The following is a 22,178-nucleotide window of genomic DNA, read 5'->3' on the forward strand; positions in this document are numbered from 1 at the left end:
ACCGGGTGGTATGGCTTTTGGGGAAACGTGACTACGTCTTGCATGTCTCTGCTGAGGCGCGGTTGGGTTGAGTCTTATTTGCGTGCAGTGAGACTAAAGTGAGATTGATTTCACCATGCCGGACTCTGCATGGCCTGCAATATTGCAGGCCAACTCGACATTATTGTCACCGTGAAAGTGCCAAACTAGTTGCTTTGCCTTGCCCGGCGCAACGGTAACCGTGCTGCCAGAGTCGTGGGCATGGGCGCCCTTTTGTTTCATCATATTTCTATGTTCGATCTGTTCTTGCGCCGATCCGATAGAAAATTCATGTTCTATGTTCCCTTGATTGAGCACAACAAATTGAACAATATCGTTCGGGTTGATATCGATGTCTTGTTTAAATTTTATGCTCATGTCGTCATCGAGCATGACATAAACGACTTTGTCTGGCTTTGCGCCTTTAGCTGGCATACCTACTGCGGACATCCCGTCCATATTCATCTTCATTTCGGATGTTCCCATCTTACTATGATCCATCCCTTGCATATTCATTTTAGAATGATCCATCGCCTTGTCAGTTTGTGCATATAGGTAGGGGCTGAATAGCGCCAGTGCGCATGTCATGATTGTGTTTTTCATTGCGGTTTCCTTGTTGAGTGAGATGTCCCGAGACTCATTGAGGACGGGGTTACTTGTGGGGAACGAGAGACTTCTGTTTGTTTCCAAAGTTTGAAAATGGCTGGAATGACCAATAATGTCAGCATCAGCGCCGATGCCATTCCACCGATCATCGGTGCGGCAATACGTTGCATCACTGCTGATCCAGTTCCTTCACCATACATGATCGGTACTAGCCCAATGATCACGGTGAGTACTGTCATCATGATGGGGCGGACCCTGAGTCCAGCGCCTTCACGGATGGCAAGCGTCAAGTCATCCAAGGTAAGGTGAAGCCTTTTCTCTTGCGCCTCGAGTTTTTTGTAATGCCAAGCCTGATTGAGATAAACCAGCATGATGACGCCAATTTCAACGGCAACGCCAGCAAGGGCAATAAACCCGACTCCAACGGCAATAGAGAAGTTATAGTTCAGGTAGTGCATCAGCCATAAACCGCCAACCATAGCCAATGGCAGGGTCATCATGATGATCAAGACTTCACCAAGTCGGCGAAAGCTCAGGTAGAGCATCAGTATGATGATGGTGAGGGTGATAGGGACGACGACACTGAGTCTTTGTTTGGCACGTTCCATATACTCGTATTGCCCTGACCATGTCAAAGAGTAGCCCGCAGGTAGTGAGATTTGGTCAGCGACCACCTGTCGAGCCTCAGAGACGTAAGAGCCTAGATCGCGTTCATCAATATCAACGAATACCCATCCATTAGGACGCGCATTTTCTGTTTTGATCATTGGAGGGCCGTCTTCGTAACGGATATCAGCGACATCAGCAAGCGCAATTCGAGCTCCGTTAGGCGTCACCAGAGGTAAATTTTGCAGTTTGACCACAGAATCACGGTAGCTTTGTGGGTAGCGTACATTGATGGGGTAACGTTCCAGTCCTTCGACGGTTTCCCCGACATTCACTCCCCCAATCGCCGTTGAAATCACCCTTTGTACGTCTTTAATGTTGAGACCATAACGAGCCGCAGCGCGACGCTCAATATCAATTGTGACATAACGGCCGCCAGCAACACGCTCAGCATAGACAGAAGCCGTCCCTGAGACATTATTTAAAATAGGTTCAAGTTGAGCCCCTATTTGCTCAATGACCTTGAGATCAGGGCCTGCTATTTTAATGCCTATTGGTGTTTTAATCCCAGTGGCTAGCATATCGATGCGTGTTTTGATCGGCATTACCCATGCATTAGTTAATCCGGGAAATTGCACTAACTTATCAAATTCTTTGCGCAGTGATTCCGGTGTCATGCCTTCTCGCCACACATCACGAGGTTTAAGTTGAATCACGGTTTCGATCATTGTTAGAGGGGCGGGGTCGGTCGCGCTTTCTGCACGTCCAATTTTACCCCAGACGGATTCTACTTCTGGGACACTTTTGATCAGTTTATTGGTCTGTTGAAGTAATTCACGCGCCTTGCCTATTGAAATACCGGGATAAGTGGTCGGCATGTACATTAGGTCGCCCTCATCGAGAGGTGGAATAAACTCACTGCCGAGTTTACTGGCCGGGTAGTAGGCTGATGCCATCAGTACCAGAGCCAGTACTATTATGCGTTTAGGGTGCTTAAGGCTGAGTGTGAGTAGCGGTTTGTAAAGAGCAACCAGCCCTTTGTTTACTGGGTTCTTATTTTCTGGCAGGACGTTTCCACGAATAAAATAGCCCATTAATACTGGCACCAGAGTAATCGCCAAGCCAGCTGAAGCCGCCATTGCATAGGTTTTAGTAAACGCCAGCGGTGAGAACATCTTGCCTTCTTGGCCTTCGAGAGCGAAAACCGGAACAAAACTGAGGGTGATAATAAGCAGTGAGAAAAATAACGGAGCGCCAACTTCCTCAGCAGCTTTGCCTATAACCTGCCAGCGATTGTTCTCTGTTAGGGGAGTTCGTTCTATATGCTTATGAACATTCTCGATCATCACAATTGCCCCATCAACCATCGCGCCGATCGCGATCGCGATACCTCCGAGTGACATAATGTTGGCATTGATCCCTTGCCAGCGCATCACCACAAACGCTGTCAGGATACCGATAGGAAGGCTTAATACGATCACCAGTGATGAACGAACGTGGAACAAGAACAACGCACAAACAATCGCGACGACGATAAATTCTTCTGCCAACTTCTTCCATAGGTTCTCAACGGCAGAGTCAATCAGAGTTGAACGGTCATAAGTGGTGACGATTTCAACCCCGTTGGGGAGGCTGCGTTGCAGATCCGCCAGCTTGGCTTTGGTTTGAGCGATCACTTGGCTCGCATTTTCACCAAAACGCATCACTATGACTCCTCCGACGGCTTCTCCTTCGCCGTTGAGTTCAGATATTCCGCGGCGCATTTGTGGGCCCAAGTTAATATCAGCGATATCCCCCAGTAGCAGTGGCGTCCCCTGTTCGGTGACTTTTAGTGGCAATGAGCGAATGTCTTCAATGCTGGTCAGGTAGCCGGTAGTGCGAACCATATGTTCCGCTTCGGCAACCTCGATAACTGAAGCGCCAGTCTCCTGATTACCGTTTTGGATAGCACGATTGACCTGTTGCAGGGTGAGGTTGTAAGCGCGTAGTTTTGCGGGATCAATTTGCACCTGATATTGTTTGACCATCCCACCAACGGTAGCGACTTCAGAGACACCATCGACGGTTTGCAGCTCATATTTAAGGAACCAGTCCTGTAGGCTGCGTAGTTGAGCCAGATCGTGTTGCCCCGTTTTGTCCTGAAGGACGTAACTGAATACCCAACCGACTCCTGTGGCGTCGGGCCCTAACGTCGGTTTAGCGCTTGAAGGAAGATTGGGGGCGACTTGGCTTAAGTATTCAAGCACACGGGAACGAGCCCAATACATATCGGTGTCATCATTAAAAATGATGTACACGTAAGAGTCACCAAAGAACGAATATCCTCTGACCGTTTCTGCTCCCGGCACGGCCAGCATGGCGGTAGTCAACGGGAAGGTGACCTGATCCTCAACCACTTGTGGGGCCTGACCTGGATAACTGGTTTTTATGATGACTTGCACATCAGACAGATCAGGAATGGCATCTACGGGTGTTTCTTTTACACTGTAAAGCCCCCCCACAACAAGCGCTAATGTGGCAATAACAACCAAGAGTCGATTGTTGATTGACCAGCGAATAATGGCATTAATCATAACGAGTCACCATTCTTGGCTATGTCTTTAAGTAAGTAATCCGTGCCTTGTTTTTCCACTAAAAAACGCACAGTTATGCCTTGCGTGAATGGCGACAAGTCGACGTTGTCGTCGACCGAGAAATTCATTTCACCGCTATTCCAGCCCCAGTCGGGAACGGGCTGGTGTCGGATCGTGATCATGCCAAAATCTGCCATGATCACCGAGATATCACCGTCTAACCACAGGGTGTTGGCGATGGCCTTCTCGTCGATTTTGTAGTCGACGATTTGGTATTGGCCTGAGTCGGTTGGCTGGATTTCAAATTGGATGTTTTGGCCTTTGCTGAGTGAGGCAATGTTCACGTTGTGTGCAAGATTGAAGTTCATCACCATACCTGGCCAATCCCACTCAGGAATAGGCTGATGGTTGATGGTGATCATGCTCTGGTCGGCCATGACTTCTGTAATTTCACCGGTGCCCCACACGGTTGTAACGTGAGGCTGGAGCCCGTTAATACGAGAAAGATCGGCAGACTGGCTGGATTCAGAATCAAGCATAAAGTGTGCGGAAGTAACAACGCTGTCGGCCTCGGTTAGGCCTTGCAACACTTCAATTTTGTCCGCCGCTTCACGCCCTGTCTCTATGCGTGCAGAACGGTATTTGCCTTGTCCTTTTGACAGGACGACGCGGGTCATCCCGCCCGAGCGGATCACGGCGGACCTTGGAATGGTCAGCACCGAATCCTGACTGACGGGCTCTAGGGCTATGTTTGCAAACATATTGGGTTTGAGCTTTCCATCTGGGTTGGGGAATTTGAGGCGGACTCTGAGCGTACGAGTTTTTGGATCGAGAATCGGGTAGATATAGTCAACCGTCCCTTGCCACTGTTCTCCGGGAAGTGAATCCAAGGTCATAGAGGCATTACTGCCAGCCTGTATCCATTGTGATTGACGTTCAAAGACTTCGGCGTCGACCCAAACATGATCAAGGGGCCCTGCGCTGATTGCGGTTTGTGCTGGTGACAGATAACCGCCTTCTCTGATACCTAAACTCGCGATCACCCCACTGGCAGGCGCCTTGATATCAATGGTTTGTGAGGCTTTGCCCGTAGTGGTAATGGTTTTTATTTGTTCTCTGTCTACCCCGAGTGCGACCAGACGCTCGGTGGCGCCTTTGACCAAGCTTGCGCGGCCAGTTTGATAAGCATTGATCAGCTCTTCTTGTGCTTTGACCAGTTCTGGAGAGTAAAGCGTAAATAACACGTCCCCTTCGCCAATGGTTTCTCCAGCGGCGTTGATATTGAGTTTTTCGACCCAACCTGCAACGCGCACATTGGTTTGCCACAATTGGCTTTCGTCAAATGCGACGTAGCCTACGGTTTCAATGCGGGGTGATAAGGGTTCACGGGTAACCTGTTGTCGCTTCACACCAAGATTATTTTCGACCGATGGATCAATCTTGATGGTACCGGGAGGTTCGCTTGATGTAGACATGTCCTCGGCGTAAATAGGAATAAGGTCCATCCCCATCGGGGACTTGCCCGGTTTATCACGCTGATAATTAGGATCCATCGGCGCGACCCAATATAGAGGTTGGTCAGCGTCTCCAGCGATCGTTTCACCCGTGTTGGATGCTGAACCTGAAAGGTAAGGGTAGGTGGTATAGCCTAGTGCACCACCGACCAGTAGAGCGATAGAAGCTAAGGTGAATGTTTTCATATCAAGGTCCTTATTGTTGTTGGCGGCGAGATAACCGTGGTGACGTGACTTGATAGTCAAAACCGCCCAGCAATGAGGCCAAATTGCTATTCACAATGTTTAAATCGGTTATAAGACGTTGCTGCTCTAACTGCAAAGCAAGTTTGTCGGCGGAAGCGTCAATCACATCGTTGAATTGCGAGGTATTGTTTTGATAGCCTCTTTCAACAGCGCGGATCCTTGCGTTCGCTTGTGGTACTAGGCTTGAGGTATAACGGTCTAGGCGCTCCGTGATCTTGGCTCTATCAACGAGCAAGGTATTGACCTTGCCATTCATTTGCGCGAGTAGTGCTTCTTTCTGAGATCTTGCGGCACCCACTTGATATTGCGCTGCTGAAAGGTTTCGGTCCTGCCTATTACCAGTAAACAGAGGGATATCCATGGTGAGATACGCGCTGACTAGATCTGAGGCGGGCTCTCCGCTCATACTTTTGGCTTGACGAGTGGCGTACATGACTTCGACACCGAATTGAGGTTTATAAGTTTGTTTGACAATCTCGGTTTGAGTTTCAGAACTCGTAATCGTTTGGTTGGCCACTTGTATCATCGGGTGTTGGTTGAGTAACGTGTAGTACTGATCTGTTGCCGTATTTTGGGCCAGTTTTTGGTTGAGCGTATTCCAGTCAAGTTGATTGGACGCTTTCACAGTGCTGGTGTTTGCTAACCAGTCAGTGCCAAGCCATTCGGAAAGGCGGGCCAATATTCGACGTTGAATTTGATGATTCGCTTGAATCTTTTCACTCAGCTTACTAACTTGTAGCTGAGCATTGAGCAGATCTTGAGCTTCACTTTTTCCAATCGAATAATTGGTCTGAATAAAGCTTTCCATTTCTTCGAGTAACTGACGGTTTTCGGAAAGGATAATATGAGCTTGTTGTTGATAGCCCAATTCAAGCCATAACTGAGTCATACTATTGATGATATCCAGTTCACGATTGGCAATTTTCCGCTCCATGGCATCAGCCTGCTGAGCGTATTTTTTCTGCGTGAGTTGTAAGGTTGAACCTCGAGAAAACTGTTGTGCCAGCCCCATGGATATATTGGTCATAGGGTCATCGTCAAACTCAAAACTGTCGACGGGCACGCCACCAAAGCCGATTTTGAGTTTGGGGTCTAGCAGGGTGCTACTGGCAACCCCCATCTCGCGCATAGCTTGAGATTGAGCGTAGAATTGTTGGCGATTACCGTCATTGTTGAGTGCAGTGATGATCCACTGAGACAGTATGGACGGCTTTGAGTGCTCGGTTTGAGATGGGGCTGAATTTGCGACCGCAGGGCCGAACCACACAGAAGCGCAGATGGAAAGCGCAAACATTTTGGGTATCATTTTCACTGTAATTATCCGTTTCTAGGTGCCGCTAAGCACAAAAATACTTCTCCCTAGCCAATGGGCGGGGGAGTTAAAAAGTAGGGAACGGATTACGCGATAGGAGGGCGGTAGAGAGAACTTGAACGACTGAAGGCGAAGCTTTTTTTGTCGGAACGTTTCAATATGATTTGTGTCGACCTTGGCGTTGGGAAGATCGTCGGGGGGATCAGCGCAAACACATTGGCACAGACCGAGTCACAACTGCGATGGTCCCCATCACTCATCTGACAATCATTAGTGACAAGAGTAAGAGCCATCGTTGTTTTGTCTGCATTGGTCCCACAATGGTGCTGCTGAGACGCGCTGCCACTGATCATATTGAACGTCATCATTGTTTGGCTAGAGGCAACACTGGCGGTCAGCATGACACTGATGCTGATCAAAAGAATCCAGTATTTGCGAAGCGAAACAAAGCTCATACGATACCTAAAAAGACGAAACTATCATGATCATAGAGCTTACCCTAAGGGTAAGGTCAAGCCCATTGGGCTAAATTATGCGGGGTTTTCCACATCAAAAATAGCTTGTTTGAGTGATTCGGGCAATTGGGCTTTGACGTTATTCTTAAAATCGAACATGACACAAGTCGCTTTACCCAGCGTACTGACCTTACCCAACTTTTTACTCACGATTTGATACTCCATAGTGAATCTATCCTCCTGCAGTTCTGAAATTCTTGAACCAATGAATAAGGTGTCAGGATAAGTAATGGGCAATTTGTAACGGCATTGGGTCTCGCTAAGAACCGGGCCCACTTGACTGGTGGTTAAGTTAACGGTTAGCTCGATGCGTTCGAAATATTCCAGTCTCGCGGCTTCAAAATAGCGAAAATACACGGCATTATTGACATGTTGCAGTGCGTCCATTTCTGCCCATGCAACCGAGACTTCAGTAATGACTGGGAAATGGTCTAATCGTGACGTCATAACCCCTCCTTGGTAGAGTTTAAAGAGCGTTTATTCTAATCACGACTCGCATTTATGTGTGAAAACTTCATCAAAGTGTGATCTTAAATTATTAAGTTTACGCGCCGCTTTACTTATTTAGTGCCCAGAGGTAGCTTCTAAAAAGGCTCACTGACGCAGGTTTTGTTATGACAGTACCCAAAGGTTTTATATTGGCTCAGGTGGAAAAGCGCACAGACTGGACCTCGGATTTGTTCAGTTTGTGTATTTCAGGCGCCCCCCTTGATTTTAAGGCAGGGCAATTCACCAAGCTGGCTCTGTATAATGAAGAAGGAAAACTCATTAGCCGAGCGTACTCTATTGTCAATGCTCCTCAAACGGACAATAAACACGTCGATTTTCTAATTGTGTCGAACCCAAAGGGGCAATTAACGCCCAAATTACACCAGTTGTGTCAGGGGGACTCAGTGTTGGTCGGTGATACTGCTCACGGTGATTTAATACAGAGTTCGGTGCCACAATCGACCAAAGACTTGTGGCTACTTTCAACAGGGACGGGTATTGGCCCTTTCTTGTCCTTACTTGATGCCCTTGATGACCATACTCGCTATGAGAAAATAATCCTTGTTCATGGTGTGCGTCATCAAAAAGACTTGGTGTATCGTGGTTTGATTGATGAGTTAGTTGAGCGGTATCAAGGGGGGCTCGACTATGTGCCAATCATATCCAGACAGCAACCCGCCAATCTGTTGCATGGACGTATTCCTCAGTTGTTGATTGAGAATAAAATTCAACATCAAGTACAGACACAACTGACTCCGGAAAAGAGTTTTGTGATGTTGTGTGGCAACCCAGACATGATCAAAGAAACCACCATGACTCTGCAAGGATTTGGCTTAGAAAAGTTTCGCCGAGCGACGGGCGGCAATATTATTTTTGAACGTTATTGGTAGGGCAATCTTGAGGTTCGCGTCAAATCAGAGACAGTAAAGGCCCATTTCGGGCCTTTACTGTCTTGGTTCGAACTTAGAAAATCAGATGAGCGACACCTGCGATTACAGGCAGGGTAATCAGCGTGCGTATGATGAAAATAGCAAACAGCTCAAAGATGTTGACGGGGATGCGGCTACCGAGTAACAGCGCCCCGACTTCGGACATATAAATTAACTGAGTTACGGACATCGCGGCAATCACAAAGCGAGTCATTTCGTTGTCAATCGATGACGCCAAAATCGCAGGGATGAACATGTCAGCGAACCCGACGACAATGGTCTCAGACGCGGCGGCGGCTTCGGGTACACCTAAAAGTTCTAAGAATGGGATAAATGGCAGACCAAGGAAAGTGAATACCTGAGTATATTCTGCAATCAATAGGGCAATGGTCCCAAGCCCCATTACTACGGGAAGCACACCAAATACCATATCAATGGCGTTGCGAAGGCCTTCAGCAAAGACACTCTTTACCGATTTCACTTGGCTGGCTTTTTCAAGTGCCAACGCCATACCCCATGACATGCTGGTATAACCTTGTGGGATGGCATCTGCATCTTTGTCTGGTTCAGTGCCGTCAATATACTGATCTTTTTTCCGGCTGAGTGGGGGTAGGCGAGGAACAATAATTGCCGCGATAATACCCGCTAAGCAAATCGCCCCATAGAAGGGCAAGAACAAGTGTTCAAGTTCGACTTGAGCGAGTACAACAAGGCTAAAAGTAATGGATACTGCAGAGAAGGTGGTCCCGACAACGGCGGCTTCACGTTGGGTGTAGAACTTCTTTTCGTATTGTTTACTGGTTAGGAGAATGCCGACTGAACCATCCCCTAGCCAAGATGCCATACAATCGATAGCGCTACGTCCTGGTAAATTGAATACTGGACGCATTACGATACTTAGCAAGGTCCCAAATAGTTCCAACAGACCAAAATTGAGGAGTAACGGTAACAGCAAGCCCGCAAAAATAAATACAGAAAACAGGGTGGGCAGCAAGCCCTCTAAGACCAGCCCGCCTGTGTTTTCTTCCCAGATGGCTTGCGGACCGACTTCAAAGTAAGTCATCGCTACAGCGAAGCCACCGAGAACGCGGACTGTTAACCAGAGTGGACTTGGGTTACACAGACTGTTTAAAAATGAGTTGTTGGCGATAAAGGCGGGTGTCTTAACGCGACACAACAGTGATGTCACTGACATAAACACTATGATAGCGGTGATAATATCAACCAGATAGTCACCAAGTAGTGCTTGTATTGACTTGGCCAATATGGCCACTGGAATCGTGATTTCATCGTTGAACGTGACTGGCGCCATGAATAGGAACAAACCCATTAGGGAAGGGATCAAAAACACCCAGAAGTTGCCCTTTGAGTTGGTTTGTTTAATAGATTGAGCATTATTCTGCATTACAATTCTCGTGTTACAACTAGTCAATATGATAAGCCAATCCGCTTGACATATATATTCACTAAACATCCGTATTTAATCAGTCGCACAAGGTTACTGACTTTTGAGTATTTACGCAATACTATTCAATAAATTTCGCTAAATATTCATGATTAAATACTTAGAATAGATTTACGATTAGTTTTTTGTTTTGAAGATGTTAATTAGATTGAAACAATGTTGCAACCGTTAACTTTGTGTGGGATTAATTTTTGATGTGAGAATTGGCCGCTAAACCCTTATGCCGAGCCGCAGAGTGTCGTCAGTAAAACGTAAAAAACACCGAGTATATCGGTGTTTTTTACGTTTGTAGACTTGGGTTTAGTGTGTATTAACCTGACCCAGTTTTAACCATGTATCGACAACGGTATCTGGATTGAGCGAGACAGAACTGATGCCTTGATCCATGAGCCATTGCGCGAGATCGTCGTGGTCGGATGGACCTTGTCCGCATATACCCACGTATTTTCCAGCTTGGGTTGCAGCATCAATCGCCATTTTTAACATGGCTTTTACCGCAGGATTACGTTCGTCGAATAGATGTGCGACATCGCCAGAGTCACGATCCAACCCCAAAGTGAGCTGTGTCATGTCATTGGAACCGATAGAGAACCCATCAAAATACTTGAGAAACTCTTCAGCGAGCACTGCGTTGGATGGCAACTCACACATCATAATGACTTTGAGCCCTTGATCGCCTCGACGAAGGTCAAACTTGGCCAACAGATCAATGACTGAAGCGGCTTCGCTTGGTGTGCGCACGAATGGAATCATGATCTCAACATTTTTTAAGCCCATGTCATTTCTCACCCGTTTGATGGCTTGAGTTTCCAGCTCAAAGCAATCTTCAAACATGGGTGAAATATAGCGTGATGCGCCGCGAAACCCGAGCATCGGGTTCTCTTCATGTGGTTCGAAACCACGACCACCAACAAGATTACTGTATTCGTTAGATTTGAAATCCGACATGCGTACTATCACGCGTTTTGGCCAGAATGCCGCGGCGATAGTGGCAATGCCTTCCGTCAATTTACTTACGTAGAAATCGATAGGATCTTTGTAACCTCGGATACGTTGAGTGATTTCGGCTTTGAGTTGGTCATCTTGTGCATCGAAGTTTAATAAGGCTTTAGGGTGAATACCGATCATTTTATTGATGATGAATTCCAAACGGGCGAGCCCGACGCCTTCGTTTGGAATTTGTGCAAAGTCAAAAGCACGATCTGGGTTTCCGACGTTCATCATCACTTTGGTCGGGAGTAATGGGAGTTCATCAACCGCTGAGCGCTTGATTTCAAAGTCCAGTTCTCCTTGATAGACGTAGCCTGTTTCACCTTCAGCACAGGAGATGGTGACGGTTTCTTCACTGGTCAGGTTGGATGTCGCATTGCCACAGCCGACAATCGCTGGGATACCGAGCTCGCGAGCAATAATCGCAGCATGGCAAGTTCTACCCCCACGATTTGTCACGATCGCTGATGCTTTCTTCATCACAGGTTCCCAGTCAGGGTCGGTCATATCGGTGACGAGCACGTCCCCTTCCTGAACCAAAGACATTTGATCAAGCGAATCTACTAAGCGAACAGGCCCACTGCCAATTCGTTGTCCAATCGCTCTTCCCTCTACGAGGACTTCTGCTTTGCTATTGAGCTCGTAACGCTCTATGACGCTTTGATCGCTCTGAGAGCAGACGGTTTCTGGTCGTGCTTGAACAATATAAAGTTTGCCATCGATTCCGTCTTTGGCCCACTCAATATCCATTGGACGTTGATAGTGCTTCTCAATAATCATGGCCTGTTTGGCCAGTTCTTTGATCTCTTGATCATTGAGAGAATAGAGTTCACGTTCTTGCGTGTTGGTATCAACGATGTCGACTTGCTTGCCAATCTCCTGATTGGTCGAATAAATCATTTTGATAAGTTTTGAACCGAAGGTCTTTTTGACAATGGGGTGATGACCGGCTTCAAGCATCGGTTTATGGACGTAGAATTCATCAGGATTAACCGCGCCCTGAACGACCATTTCCCCTAGCCCCCAAGCTGAGGTAATAAAGACCACCTGATCGAAGCCAGATTCTGTGTCCAGTGTGAACATGACCCCAGATGATGCTTTGTCAGAACGAACCATACGCTGAATGCCCGCAGAGAGGGCGATCCCTCTATGGTCAAAGCCCTGATGCACACGATAAGAAATGGCTCGGTCATTAAATAAGGATGCGTAGACGTGTTTGGTTGCTTCAAGGACGGCTTCAATACCTTTTACATTGAGGAAGGTTTCTTGCTGACCCGCAAATGAGGCATCCGGCAAATCTTCGGCTGTTGCCGAAGATCGAACCGCAACGGAGAGCGCCTCGTTGTTGTCAATCAATTGTTGGTAGTTTTCACGAATATCCTGCTCTAGGTCGGCAGGGAACGGGGCATCCAGTACCCATTGGCGTATGGTTGCGCCTGTTTTCTGGAGGGCGGTTACGTCATCCACGTCGAGCTTATCAAGCAGTTGGTGAATACGTTCATCTAGGCCTTCATAATCTAAGAATTGGTTAAATGCATAAGACGTCGTGGCAAAGCCATTTGGAACCGACACGCCAGCATTCGAAAGATTGGAAACCATTTCTCCCAGTGACGCATTTTTACCGCCGACTTTGTCGACATCGTCCATGGATAGGCCATTGAACCAAAGGGTATTCTTTTGCATGTATTTCTCCAGAAACATTGCAGCTTTGTAGGGTAAGGCAAACGATTACTTTTTTTTGCTTAAAAATCACGAGAATTTTTAAAAGCTGTGGGGGATGTAATAGTCAGCCGGGCTTCATTGTCGATATTATGGTAACCATCCTACTCAAAATATTTTTAAAGCTTAAATAAAATATGCAAATTGATAGTCAAAGTCGTGATGTATTCTATGTTTCTGATGGAACAGCCATAACATGTGAAACCTTAGGACATGTCGTTCTGGGGCAATTTCCGGTTCAGGCAAACGAGAAAACTTTCCCTTTTGTAGAGAGTGACGACAAGCTTGCCGATCTCCTTAAAGAAATCGACGCTTCGTATCAAGACAAAGGAATCAAACCTTTGCTGTTCTTTTCGATTGTGATTCCAGAGATAAAAAATAAACTCATCGAGGAGGCGACCGCCCATTGTTATGATGTTTTGGAGCATATTGTTCAGCAGGTGAAATCGGATATCCAAATGGAGCCGCAACCCAAGCTTCAGCGCTCCCGAAGTGTTGGCAAAGACTCCGATACGTATTTTGACCGTATTGCGGCCATCGAATACACGCTAGCTCATGACGATGGTATCACTCTTAAAGGGATGGAACAGGCCGACATTATCCTGCTCGGGGTTTCGCGCAGCGGTAAAACGCCGACCAGCCTATATATGGCAATGCAATTTGGTTTGAGGGTGGTCAATTATCCGTTTATCGAACAAGATATCCTTCGCTTGAGATTGTTGCCAGAATTCGAAGTGCATCGCCACAAATTGTTTGGTTTAACGATTGATCCAGAGCGCCTTACCGAAATTCGCCAAAACCGTTTAGCTGGCAGTGAATACGCCAGTACGGAGCAATGTATCAATGAGCTTGAAAGTGTTGAAGCGCTGTTTCGCCGAGAGGCCATTCCGTATATCAATACCTCCTCACTTTCAGTAGAAGAAATATCCACTAGAATTTTGGAAAAAGCAGGCTTGAGGCGCCGATTATCGTAGCGGCGCATCGATTGGTGAACGTTTCATTGCGATTGAAATTTGGGTAAAGCTTTGTTTAGCAATTGCTGAAGTGCTTCAGCCTCTTCAAATTTCTTAGACACGAGCATGTAAAACTTGTGCTTGTGCATGTTGGGTATGGGTTGGGCTGCGATTTCTCCCGTTACGTAATCGATACCCCACAGGCGTTTGATACCTTCCACAATTTCGTTCCATACGACCACAATCTCACAGCGCTTCTCTCGGATCTCTTTCACCAACTCGAACATATTGTGCGTATATTGATCAATGTTTTTTAACTGAAAATCGGCGTAATTATACCCATGAATGCCACACACTTTATACTGACTGAGATCTGTGACGTTACTGATGTTGACGCCATCCGGAAAGCGTTGTTTGGAATACATAAAGTAAGGGGTGACTTGGTAATACCAAGCGGTGTAAAGGTAATGTTTGGCTCGTTCTTCAGAATAAGAGGCACTCACTGCCAGTTGGAAGTCGCCATCTTTGGTTCCTTTCAAACATCGCGTCCAAGACGTCATGGTGATGTTGAATGTGATGTTGTGAGCGCTCAGCACCTGATTGAGAACATCCACATCAAACCCTTTGACTTCTTCCCCATCGACATAGGTGTAGGGAGGCCAGTCGATGGAGTCACCACAGATATTTAAATGTCGTGTGCTCAGTTCTTGTGAAGCGGCATAACCTACACTACTGAAAGGCAGTGCCAGCAACCACCATAGTACGTTTACGTTCATTTCAGGTGTTTCACTTGTGTCCGTTAAACACTAGTATAGACACCCTGTAAAAGTTTGGCGTTAGTTTCCTGCTTTAGGACCAGTTAACAGCCTTTGGCCAAACACATTGACCAGAGCACCGAGAACAATCAGTGATCCACCCGCATAGGTCCAGTAAGATGGAACTTCATTGAACCACCAAATTCCAAGCAATGCTGAAAATACGATTTGCACATAGGAATAAGCGGAGGCTTTCCCCGCCGCTTGGGTCTTCATGGCTTTGGTCAGGCCATACTGGCCGATTTGGGTGAAGATACCGACAAGGATCAGTACGAACGTTAGCATCAGATTGGGCCAGACAAAGTCATCGCCAATTAAGGCTATGGATATGGGTAAAGCAATGAGAGGAAAGTAAAAAATAATGACTGAGCTGTCTTCAGTTTGGCTAAGCTTACGAACAATGACGTAGGCGACAGAGCTACCCAATGCCCCCAACAGCGCCATCCCCACGCTAAACAGAGGAAGGTGGTCTGCCGATCCTATATGGAGGCTTGGTTGAACCATCGCCACCAAACCGGCGAGACACAGCAGGATACAGATAACGGTTGAGGACTGAACTCGTTCCCTCAAAAATACCACGCCAAGTAAGGCAGTAAAAACAGGATGGACATATTGTAAGATGGTGGCTTCTGCCAAAGGCAAGGTTGTTACCGAATAATAGACACACATTAAGGCAAGCGTTCCGACCGTACCTCGGAGTATTAGTAAAGGTTTGTTGCTTCCCCACAAACTTATGCGTTTTCTCTTGACGTCTAGATAGCTAATTAAGAGTGAAACCAGTGCTCGCGCTGCAACAATTTCTAACACCGGAATACCATAAGTGCTCACGTATTTGACACAGGCGGACATCAGGGCAAAGCCCAGCGCGGAAAGCAGCATAAAACCAACCCCAGCAGGGATGGTTGGAAATGTGTTATTCATGGTGTTATCGGAGAGTTTACAATCGGATAGGGCACTCTATCATATTTCAGGGTTTGGGGTGTGACACAAAGTTCAATACGCCTGCTGCAAAGACAACAGGGGCATGAAAGCCCCTGTTGTTAACACTTACACCGATTTAGACAGTATTAGTGAGCGAGACTATTTTGGTGCTCACTAATTAGCATATCCATCGCCAGTTCCGCTTTTTCTTGTGTCAGGGTAAAAGAGTCCTCACGGTCAAACCGTTCAACCACTTCGTAATAACACTTCAGTTTTGGTTCTGTCCCGGATGGTCGAACAATGACACGTGCCCCTCCAGATAAATGATAGATAAGAACATCACTGGTCGGTAAATCAATGGGTATTGTTTTGCCGTCCATTAAGGTCTTGGTGGATGTGTTGAGATCATCAATGGCTTCAATTTCTCGCCCAGCGATTTGAGACGGTTGCGCTGCTCTTAATTTGTCACCAATAGGTGGGGCTGATGGGTCAAGAGCCATGCTGTGCTGGACATTGACATACAGACCATGTTGTCTGTAGATGCACTCCAGCTGATCCCATACGGATTTCCCTTGCGCTTTCTGCTCAGCCACTAACTGCGCAAAAGCGACGATTGCCGATAACCCGTCCTTGTCCCACACTTTATTTCCTATGGTGTAGCCAAGGGCTTCTTCATACGCGAACAGAAATACGTTGCCGTCCGATTGTTTGTCCATCGCGACATTCGTCAGCCACTTAAATCCGGTCAGGGTTTGGTAATATTCTGCGCCGTGTGCCTGAGCTATCTTTTGTAACAGGGTCGATGAAACAATCGTATTGCCGATCAGTGACTTTGAAGGCTGGGTTTGACTCAGAAGGTAGTGACCAAACAGCACACCGACTTGATCGCCAGTCAGCATTTTGTACTCACCACTGTTTGTTTTGGCGGCGACCGCAAATCGGTCTGCGTCTGGGTCATTGGCACAAGCGATATCGGCATTATTGGCTTTCGCTAAGGCGACGACCCTGTCCATCGCGCCGGCTTCTTCGGGGTTCGGAAACGCGACCGTGGGGAAAGCGCCGTCAGGCTCACGCTGTTCTGCAACACTGTAAACTTGACAAAAGCCCGCGTCGTTCAGCAACGCTTCTGCCATATTAGCGCCTACCCCGTGCATGGCGGTATAAGCAATACTGACAGACTCTGGTTGTTGATGATTAGTTAACAAGGGGTTGGTGTTCATGGCTTGACGATAAGCCTGATAGTAGTCACTGTCCAACCATACTAACTTTTGTTGTTTTTCAGCCTCTTGCAAGTCGATTAATGATATCGACTGATTGGCGGCAAGATCAATCTGGTCAGCGATGCCGGCATCATGAGGTGGGATGATCTGAGCACCGTTTTCCCAGTAAACTTTAAAACCGTTGTATTCGGGTGGATTATGGCTCGCGGTTACAACCACTGCGGCAGCAGCATTAAAGTGGCGTACGCCAAAGGCCACAATCGGAGTCGCAGCGACGTCCCAAGTTAAGTAGACCTTGATGCCCATCGCCGTCAGCACTGAGGCGGTATCGTGAGCAAATTGTTGAGAATCTGGGCGGCCATCATAGCCAATGACGACGCCACGGTTTTTTGCATCTTTAACCTGTTGGATGAGATAGCGACCTAAGCCCGTTGCCGTTTGTTGAATCACGAGTCGATTCATACGATTGGGCCCCCCCCCCACTTTTCCTCTTAAACCTGCCGTGCCGAACGCTAATCGTTGGCTGAATCTGTCGGCTAGTTCCTGCGATTTCTCTTGGTCTAGGAGGTGTTGAAGCTCTGCACGAGTGTGTGGGTCTGGATCGTTTTCCAACCAATGCGTCACTTGTTCGATCATAGCGAGTTTACCTTTTGATATCGTTTTCCCAAGTGTATGACATTCGGGGAAATAATGAAGAGTATTAAGCGATACTGATTATCATTACCGAGTACGCAATCGCTAAAATTGAATAGTGCGATCAATATCGAATTTAATCGGGTGTTCAGGGCGACATTTCCGCTTACACTTTCTTGCAAAAATTGTAAACGGCAGTTAGTTTTGTTTACACAAATATAACAATTTACATCATGTTAGCGGTATTTAGCTTTTCTTTTTTAGCCCATTAAAGACGTTTTTTGCATCACGGATGCGAGCGGGCATCTTGGTTAAATCATCAGAGATACAACCTCAGACAGAGGAGAGGTCTTTTGAGAAGATTACAGGCTTTACTAGTAAACTTGCTGTTGATTGGTTTTATTCCTTCAGCAATCGCACAACAAAACACCTTCAACATGACCAAAGGGGTGACGAATATTAGCGAACAGGTCTATGACTTGCATATGCTGATCTTCTACATCTGTTGCGTCATTGCCGTCATTGTTTTTGGTGCCATGTTCTACTCCATGTACCACCACCGAAAATCCAAAGGTGCCGTGGCGGCAAACTTTCATGAAAGTACCAAAGTCGAGGTCATATGGACGGTGATTCCAATTGTTATTCTCGTATTGATGGCGATCCCTGCGACACGCACTTTAGTGGCAATGGAAGATACGTCTCAGTCTGATTTGACGATTAAGATTACCGGTTCGCAATGGAAGTGGCACTACAGCTACTTCGGTGAAGATGTCGAATTCTTCAGTTTGCTTGCGACCAGTCAGAAAGCCATTGACGGTATTGAAGCCAAAGGTGCTCAGTATCTCCTCGAAGTCGATAACCCGTTAGTGTTACCCATCAATAGAAAGGTTCGTTTTCTGATGACATCCGATGATGTTATCCATTCATGGTGGGTACCAGATTTCGCGGTGAAGAAAGACACAATTCCGGGGTTCATCAATGAAGCTTGGACACGTATTGATAAGCCCGGCGTCTATCGAGGCCAGTGCGCTGAACTTTGTGGGCGTGCTCATGGGTTTATGCCTGTGGTGGTCCAAGCACTTGAAGAAGACGAATACGAACAGTGGTTGTTGGCCAAAAAACAAGAGATCAAACAAGCCAAACAAGACGCGGCGGCATCACTGACGGCGACCTTGTCCAAACAAGAACTGATGGCTCAGGGTGAGAGTGTTTATGTGGATAGATGTTCTGTTTGCCATCAGGTCAGCGGGGCGGGTATTCCAGGGGCTTTCCCTGCGATTACAGGCAGTAAAGTCGCTACCGGAGCAGTCAGCGATCATATTGATATTGTGGTCAATGGGCGTTCGGGTACGGCGATGCAAGCTTTTGCAAATCAGCTGACGGACAGAGAAATTGCTGCGGTGGTCACGTACCAGCGTAATGGGTTAGGTAACAGTGTTGGTGATGTGGTTCAGGCAGCCGATGTGAATGCCTTCAAAGCATCCGAGGAGGGGCAATGAAAACGTCCAAACCAGAGTCAATCGTATCTCAAACAGTAAAATCTGCGCCCGCCGCAGACGGTGAACTAGGCAGAGCAAACAGCACCGCAATCGCCCTTGATGAGCACGAGCACCATGATGCGCCGCAGGGTATTACTCGCTGGCTATATTCGACTAATCATAAGGACATTGGGACGCTTTACCTTTGGTTCAGTTTTATTATGTTCTTGACTGGCGGTGCGATGGCCATGATCATCCGCGCCGAGCTGTTTCAGCCGGGCCTTCAACTGGTCGAACCGCAGTTCTTCAATCAGATGACCACTGTTCATGGTTTGATCATGGTGTTTGGTGCTGTGATGCCAGCGTTCACTGGGTTGGCGAACTGGATGATTCCGATGATGATTGGTGCACCTGACATGGCGCTACCGAGAATGAATAATCTCAGTTTTTGGATCCTCCCTTTCGCCTTCTTGATTTTACTCGCTTCGCTGTTTACAGAAGGTGGAGGGCCTGATTTTGGCTGGACCTTCTATGCGCCGTTATCGACCACGTATGGTCCGGATAGCACCGCGTTGTTCGTGTTTTCTGTGCATATTATGGGGATCAGTTCGATTATGGGAGCCATCAATGTGATTGTGACCATCGTCAATATGCGAGCTCCAGGCATGACGTGGTTTAAGATGCCCATGTTTGTTTGGACTTGGTTGATCACGGCCTTTTTATTGATTGCGGTAATGCCCGTGCTGGCCGGGGCTGTCACTATGGTACTGACCGACAAGTATTTTGGTACGTCCTTTTTCGATGCTGCGGGAGGTGGGGACCCCGTTATGTTCCAGCACATCTTTTGGTTCTTCGGCCATCCCGAAGTTTACATTATGATTTTGCCTTCTTTCGGTATCGTGTCGGCGATTATTCCCGCCTTTAGTGGAAAAAAACTATTTGGCTACCACTCAATGGTGTACGCGACTTGCAGTATCGCTTTGCTTTCTTTTCTGGTCTGGGCCCACCATATGTTTACAACGGGGATGCCCGTTTTCGCCGAACTCTTCTTTATGTATTGTACTATGCTGATCGCGGTGCCCACTGGCGTCAAAGTGTTTAACTGGGTCGCGACGATGTGGCGCGGCGCGATGACATTTGAAACACCGATGCTGTTTGCGATTGCTTTTATCATTTTGTTTACGATTGGCGGCTTATCCGGTCTGATGCTGGCCATTGTTCCCGCTGACTTCCAATATCATGACACCTATTTTGTTGTGGCGCATTTTCATTACGTGTTGGTGTCGGGGGCGGTGTTTTCAATAATGGCGGCGGCGTATTACTGGCTGCCGAAGTGGACAGGGCATATGTATGACCATCGGCTGAGTCTATGGCATTTCTGGAGTTCGGTGATATCAGTCAATGTGTTGTTCTTCCCGATGCACTTTTTGGGTTTAGCGGGAATGCCAAGGCGGATTCCAGATTACGCTATTCAGTTTGCCGATATTAATCAGATTGTCTCTATTGGTGGCTTTGCATTTGGTTTGTCTCAATTGATTTTTCTTTGGTTGGTGATCAAGTGTATTCGCGGCGGCGAGCAAGCAGAAGCGAAATCTTGGGAACGCGCGGAAGGGCTCGAATGGACCGTCCCAAGTCCGGCCCCGCACCATACCTTCTCTACGCCACCAAAAGTGGATTGAGGAGCTGATCATGAACAAGCAGGCCCAGTCAAACAATCAGTTAACTCTTAAGCTTCTGGCGGCTGTGGTTGCAATGTTTGGGTTTGGTTTCGCCCTTGTGCCCATTTACGATGTGATGTGTGAAACATTAGGCATCAATGGAAAAACCAACACCGAATCGGCAATACAACCTCAAGGCATGGTTCCGGACACATCACGAGTCATTCGTGTTGAGTTTATGGCCCATTTAAATCAGGGAATGCCATGGCTGTTTGAGCCTAAGCAACGCTATTTGGAAGTTCATCCTGGTGAAGTGATACAAACGGCTTACTTGGCAACCAACCAATCAAAGATAGCAACGATTGGTCAGGCTGTGCCTTCGGTATCACCGGGGCAAGGGGCTTCTTATTTTAATAAAATCGAGTGCTTTTGTTTTAATCATCAGCCATTGGAAAGCTTAGCCAGCGCAGAGATGCCTCTGATTTTTTATATCGAACCTGACATTCCTGATTCGATTCATACATTAACCCTTTCCTATACCTTATATGACATTACACAAAAAACGGCCGATTCTGTCGAAGTGGCGAGTGTTAACGCCATTGGCGATATGATCCAGCAAGGAGCAATGCCATGAGTTCAAAACATCAGTCTTACTATGTACCAGCGCAAAGCAGTTGGCCCATTGTTGGCGCAGTGTCTCTCTTTCTGATTGCGGTTGGTGCAGGATTGACGGTGCAGAATATGTCTGAGGGTGGTGATGGCAGCGTTTTTGGTAAGCTCATCTTACTCACGGGTTTCATTTTCTTGCTCTACATGTTCGCAGGTTGGTTTAGTAATGTGATCAGCGAATCTTTAGCGGGCAAATATTCAGAGCAAATTTCGCGTTCATTTAGGCAGGGAATGAGTTGGTTTATCTTTTCAGAGCTGATGTTTTTTGGTGCCTTTTTTGGTGCTTTGTTTTACGCAAGAATGGTCGCAGTTCCTTGGCTTGGTGGGGCAAGTAACAATGCTATGACCCATGAAGTGTTATGGCCGGCATTCGATGCCCTTTGGCCTTTAACTACGACACCCGACGGCACGACAACGCAAGCGATGAGTTGGAAAGGGATACCTTTAGTTAACACGATTATCCTACTGGCCTCTTCCATCACTCTGCATATGGCGCATATTAGCCTTGAAAAAAATAAGCGTATGGCTCTGATTGTGTGGCTTGAACTCACCATAGTGTTGGCTTGTTTCTTTCTTTATTATCAGGGTGTTGAATATATACATGCCTATCAGGATCTTGATTTAACCCTTCAATCTGGTGTGTATGGCAACACCTTTTTCTTATTGACGGGCTTTCACGGCATGCATGTCTTACTTGGTACCACCATATTGATCGTTCTACTCGCCCGTATTGCCAAAGATCATTTTACCCCTAAAGACCATTTTGCGTTTCAGGCTGGGAGTTGGTACTGGCATTTTGTTGATGTTGTGTGGTTGTGCTTATTTGTCTTTGTTTATGTTCTTTGAAAC

The 22,178-nt window shown here is 47.0% G+C and carries 17 protein-coding genes; 6 read left to right on the forward strand and 11 right to left on the reverse strand.

All coding sequences use genetic code 11. From position 1 onward, the window contains the following. Positions 1-93: 93 nt before the first annotated feature. The 6 genes from copI to HLM86_RS08640 all read right to left on the reverse strand — a co-directional run bounded on the left by copI (position 94) and on the right by HLM86_RS08640 (position 7,837). Positions 94-621, reverse strand: a complete 528-nt coding sequence (gene copI, locus HLM86_RS08615; protein WP_170882604.1) for a copper-resistant cuproprotein CopI — start codon at positions 619-621, stop codon at positions 94-96. Then, positions 618-3,803 (reverse strand): efflux RND transporter permease subunit, encoded by a 3,186-nt coding sequence (locus HLM86_RS08620; protein ID WP_170882605.1) that lies wholly within the window; start codon positions 3,801-3,803, stop codon positions 618-620. The genes copI and HLM86_RS08620 overlap by 4 nt, the downstream gene beginning before the upstream one ends. Next, the gene (locus tag HLM86_RS08625) at positions 3,800-5,503 is read right to left on the reverse strand and encodes an efflux RND transporter periplasmic adaptor subunit (RefSeq protein WP_170882606.1); all 1,704 of its coding nucleotides are present in this window, start codon (positions 5,501-5,503) and stop codon (positions 3,800-3,802) included. Before HLM86_RS08625 ends, HLM86_RS08620 begins: the two co-directional genes overlap by 4 nt. Before the next feature lie 10 nt (positions 5,504-5,513). Further along, positions 5,514-6,857, reverse strand: a complete 1,344-nt coding sequence (locus HLM86_RS08630; protein ID WP_390225354.1) for a TolC family protein — start codon at positions 6,855-6,857, stop codon at positions 5,514-5,516. A gap of 104 nt (positions 6,858-6,961) precedes the next feature. Then, entirely contained in the window at positions 6,962-7,330 is a 369-nt protein-coding gene (locus HLM86_RS08635; protein WP_076589628.1) for a hypothetical protein, read from the reverse strand. A 75-nt stretch (positions 7,331-7,405) separates the two neighbouring features. Further along, entirely contained in the window at positions 7,406-7,837 is a 432-nt protein-coding gene (locus tag HLM86_RS08640) for an acyl-CoA thioesterase (protein WP_076589629.1), read from the reverse strand. 167 nt (positions 7,838-8,004) lie between these two features. Between HLM86_RS08640 and HLM86_RS08645 the strand changes: the two genes are divergently transcribed. Next, positions 8,005-8,769, forward strand: coding sequence for a ferredoxin--NADP reductase (locus HLM86_RS08645; RefSeq protein ID WP_076589630.1), 765 nt, complete (start codon positions 8,005-8,007; stop codon positions 8,767-8,769). Positions 8,770-8,842: 73 nt separating this feature from the next. Here the strand turns inward: HLM86_RS08645 and HLM86_RS08650 are convergent, their stop codons facing one another. Both HLM86_RS08650 and ppsA read right to left on the reverse strand, forming a co-directional pair. After that, entirely contained in the window at positions 8,843-10,213 is a 1,371-nt protein-coding gene (locus HLM86_RS08650; protein WP_076589631.1) for a YjiH family protein, read from the reverse strand. Between the two features lie 360 nt (positions 10,214-10,573). Beyond that, positions 10,574-12,946 carry a phosphoenolpyruvate synthase gene (gene ppsA, locus HLM86_RS08655; protein WP_076589632.1) on the reverse strand — a complete coding sequence of 791 codons (2,373 nt, stop codon included), beginning with the start codon at positions 12,944-12,946 and terminating at the stop codon, positions 10,574-10,576. Between the two features lie 173 nt (positions 12,947-13,119). On the opposite strand from ppsA, the gene ppsR reads away from it, so the two are divergent. Then, positions 13,120-13,956 carry a posphoenolpyruvate synthetase regulatory kinase/phosphorylase PpsR gene (gene ppsR / locus HLM86_RS08660; protein WP_076589633.1) on the forward strand — a complete coding sequence of 279 codons (837 nt, stop codon included), beginning with the start codon at positions 13,120-13,122 and terminating at the stop codon, positions 13,954-13,956. A gap of 23 nt (positions 13,957-13,979) precedes the next feature. On the opposite strand, the gene HLM86_RS08665 is transcribed toward ppsR, so the two are convergent. The 3 genes from HLM86_RS08665 to HLM86_RS08675 all read right to left on the reverse strand — a co-directional run bounded on the left by HLM86_RS08665 (position 13,980) and on the right by HLM86_RS08675 (position 17,527). Then, positions 13,980-14,711 (reverse strand): substrate-binding periplasmic protein, encoded by a 732-nt coding sequence (locus tag HLM86_RS08665; RefSeq protein WP_076589634.1) that lies wholly within the window; start codon positions 14,709-14,711, stop codon positions 13,980-13,982. Positions 14,712-14,771: 60 nt separating this feature from the next. Further along, on the reverse strand, positions 14,772-15,671 hold the full coding sequence (locus HLM86_RS08670; RefSeq protein WP_076589635.1) for a DMT family transporter: 900 nt from the start codon (positions 15,669-15,671) through the stop codon (positions 14,772-14,774). Between the two features lie 146 nt (positions 15,672-15,817). Beyond that, complete coding sequence (locus HLM86_RS08675) at positions 15,818-17,527, reverse strand: phospho-sugar mutase (RefSeq protein WP_170882607.1); 1,710 nt, start codon at positions 17,525-17,527, stop codon at positions 15,818-15,820. Between the two features lie 350 nt (positions 17,528-17,877). Between HLM86_RS08675 and coxB the strand changes: the two genes are divergently transcribed. From coxB to HLM86_RS08695, 4 genes are read left to right on the forward strand one after another with little or no spacing between them, the layout of a single operon-like run. Further along, the gene (gene coxB / locus HLM86_RS08680; protein WP_076589637.1) at positions 17,878-19,023 is read left to right on the forward strand and encodes a cytochrome c oxidase subunit II; all 1,146 of its coding nucleotides are present in this window, start codon (positions 17,878-17,880) and stop codon (positions 19,021-19,023) included. After that, positions 19,020-20,681, forward strand: a complete 1,662-nt coding sequence (gene ctaD / locus HLM86_RS08685; RefSeq protein WP_076589638.1) for a cytochrome c oxidase subunit I — start codon at positions 19,020-19,022, stop codon at positions 20,679-20,681. Before coxB ends, ctaD begins: the two co-directional genes overlap by 4 nt. A 10-nt stretch (positions 20,682-20,691) precedes the next feature. After that, a complete protein-coding gene (locus HLM86_RS08690) occupies positions 20,692-21,294 on the forward strand; it encodes a cytochrome c oxidase assembly protein (protein WP_170882608.1) in 603 nt (200 codons plus the stop codon). Beyond that, positions 21,291-22,175 (forward strand): cytochrome c oxidase subunit 3, encoded by an 885-nt coding sequence (locus tag HLM86_RS08695; protein ID WP_076589640.1) that lies wholly within the window; start codon positions 21,291-21,293, stop codon positions 22,173-22,175. Before HLM86_RS08690 ends, HLM86_RS08695 begins: the two co-directional genes overlap by 4 nt. Positions 22,176-22,178 lie beyond the last annotated feature (3 nt).

The sequence above is a fragment of the Vibrio ostreicida genome (genome assembly GCF_013074385.2).
Lineage (GTDB): Bacteria > Pseudomonadota > Gammaproteobacteria > Enterobacterales > Vibrionaceae > Vibrio > Vibrio ostreicida.

Excerpts from the sequence above, each read along its gene's own strand:
- ppsR (WP_076589633.1), top strand. The coding sequence starts at position 13,120 with ATGCAAATTGATAGTCAAAGTCGTGATGTATTCTATGTTTCTGATGGA.
- HLM86_RS08630 (WP_390225354.1), bottom strand. The coding sequence starts at position 6,857 with ATGTTTGCGCTTTCCATCTGCGCTTCTGTGTGGTTCGGCCCTGCGGTC.
- HLM86_RS08645 (WP_076589630.1), top strand. The coding sequence starts at position 8,005 with ATGACAGTACCCAAAGGTTTTATATTGGCTCAGGTGGAAAAGCGCACA.
- ppsA (WP_076589632.1), bottom strand. The coding sequence starts at position 12,946 with ATGCAAAAGAATACCCTTTGGTTCAATGGCCTATCCATGGACGATGTC.
- copI (WP_170882604.1), bottom strand. The coding sequence starts at position 621 with ATGAAAAACACAATCATGACATGCGCACTGGCGCTATTCAGCCCCTAC.
- HLM86_RS08640 (WP_076589629.1), bottom strand. The coding sequence starts at position 7,837 with ATGACGTCACGATTAGACCATTTCCCAGTCATTACTGAAGTCTCGGTT.
- HLM86_RS08690 (WP_170882608.1), top strand. The coding sequence starts at position 20,692 with ATGAACAAGCAGGCCCAGTCAAACAATCAGTTAACTCTTAAGCTTCTG.
- HLM86_RS08635 (WP_076589628.1), bottom strand. The coding sequence starts at position 7,330 with ATGAGCTTTGTTTCGCTTCGCAAATACTGGATTCTTTTGATCAGCATC.
- HLM86_RS08675 (WP_170882607.1), bottom strand. The coding sequence starts at position 17,527 with ATGATCGAACAAGTGACGCATTGGTTGGAAAACGATCCAGACCCACAC.
- ctaD (WP_076589638.1), top strand. The coding sequence starts at position 19,020 with ATGAAAACGTCCAAACCAGAGTCAATCGTATCTCAAACAGTAAAATCT.
- HLM86_RS08670 (WP_076589635.1), bottom strand. The coding sequence starts at position 15,671 with ATGAATAACACATTTCCAACCATCCCTGCTGGGGTTGGTTTTATGCTG.
- HLM86_RS08620 (WP_170882605.1), bottom strand. The coding sequence starts at position 3,803 with ATGATTAATGCCATTATTCGCTGGTCAATCAACAATCGACTCTTGGTT.
- HLM86_RS08695 (WP_076589640.1), top strand. The coding sequence starts at position 21,291 with ATGAGTTCAAAACATCAGTCTTACTATGTACCAGCGCAAAGCAGTTGG.
- HLM86_RS08650 (WP_076589631.1), bottom strand. The coding sequence starts at position 10,213 with ATGCAGAATAATGCTCAATCTATTAAACAAACCAACTCAAAGGGCAAC.
- HLM86_RS08665 (WP_076589634.1), bottom strand. The coding sequence starts at position 14,711 with ATGAACGTAAACGTACTATGGTGGTTGCTGGCACTGCCTTTCAGTAGT.
- HLM86_RS08625 (WP_170882606.1), bottom strand. The coding sequence starts at position 5,503 with ATGAAAACATTCACCTTAGCTTCTATCGCTCTACTGGTCGGTGGTGCA.